This is a genomic window from Bradyrhizobium sp. HKCCYLS2038 (assembly GCF_051167655.1).
Lineage (GTDB): Bacteria > Pseudomonadota > Alphaproteobacteria > Rhizobiales > Xanthobacteraceae > Bradyrhizobium.
Map to the genome: position 1 here is coordinate 1 of NZ_JBNPTM010000028.1, position 1,499 is coordinate 1,499.

The following is a 1,499-nucleotide window of genomic DNA, read 5'->3' on the forward strand; positions in this document are numbered from 1 at the left end:
GTGCGCTATCTGATCGACTTCATCAGGAGCGTTCGCCCCGGCATCAAGGTGATCGTCACCGTCTCGCCGGTGCCGCTGCTGACCTCGTTCGAATATGAATCGGTGGTGCAGGCCGACTGCCTGTCGAAGAGCACGATGCGGCTGGTCGCGCACGAGATCGTCAACAATTCCAACCTCGAGGACATCTGGTACTGGCCGTCCTTCGAGGTGTTCCGCTGGGGCGGCTCGAACGCCTCGAGCTTCTTCGCCGCCGACGACGGCGCCGCCTGGCACGTCTCCGAGGACAAGGTCTCGGCGACCGTGCGCGCCTTCGTGCAGACGTTCTCGCCCGCCTGAGCCAAAGCTCCGCCACGGCTGCCTCAGGGCAGCCGCTTGCGCCACGGAGTAAGACCCCGAGGCCGGCGCAGGCATAGCCCCGCGGCCGGCTCTCGGTGCCTCATGTCCCTCTGTATTCCACCTGTCCGTGGCCGGTTAAGAATTGATTAACCCAAATCGCGCCCTTGTAGGGCCGGTTGCGCTCGGGCGTACGTCAGCGGCGATGCCGGTGGCGATGAGTATCCCAAGGTCATGGTCGAGACGTCTCACGCGCGGCGCTGCGATGCTCGCGCGCGTGCCGATTCGACCCGACGCCTGGCCGATCGGCAGCTTTCGACGCCGCCGCATGCCGGATCGACGGCCGGAACGCGACGCGCGACGCAACGAGAGACAAAGGCGATCCTCGACATGAGCACGACGGCCCTCGACAATCACGCGGAGTTCCAGGCCATCATTGGCCAGATCAGGGCCCTCGGTCACAAATATATCGAGGACCGCGACTATGTCAGCGCACAACTGGCGTTCCGCAAGCTGCTCGAGCTCGATCCCAAGGACATCGGCGCCCGCTTTGCCTATGCGCAACTGATCGACGATTCGTCGAGCAAGAAGCGCGCCGAGGCGCGCGACATGCTGCTGGGAATCCTCGATGACTATCCCGGGATGATGGACGAGACGAGTGACGGCAATCTGCATGTCATCCGCGCCGCGGCGGTCCGCTGCAGCCATGTTGGCCCGCTCGAGCGTGCGAAGGCGCTGTATCGCAGGCTCGCCGTCCTCTCCAATGACGCCTCCGACTATTTCCATCTCAGCGAGATGCTGTCCCGCGACAACGAGTTCGAGGAGGCGGTGGCGGCGCTGGAAAAGGCGATCGCGCTCGACCCGAGCTATGACGTCCCGGCCAACCGCGAGACGCTGGAGCTCGCGCGGTGCAGCGCTCCGAAGGGCAAGGCCAAGGAGGTCAAGGAACGCGCCAAGGTCGGCCGCTATCCGGAGACCAAGGACTTCCTCGGCGACCTGCAGATGCTGATCACCAACCACATCGCGGTCAACCTCGCCGCCGCGCCCAAATTCCTCGACAAGAGCACGCGCTTCTTCACCATGGGCTCTTGCTTCGCGCGCAACCTCTCCAAGAGCCTCAATGACAGCGGCTACAACAGCCACCACATGGAGATCTCGGAGTACAT

The 1,499-nt window shown here is 64.2% G+C and carries 1 protein-coding gene and 1 pseudogene; both read left to right on the plus strand.

The genetic code is table 11. The features are described from left to right. Positions 1–336, plus strand: a 336-nt coding sequence (locus ACQR1I_RS36860; RefSeq protein ID WP_434871266.1) for a GSCFA domain-containing protein, incomplete at its 5' end; no start/stop codon positions are given. 387 nt (positions 337–723) lie between these two features. Beyond that, positions 724–1,499: pseudogene (locus tag ACQR1I_RS36865) on the plus strand (GSCFA domain-containing protein); the annotation flags it as partial.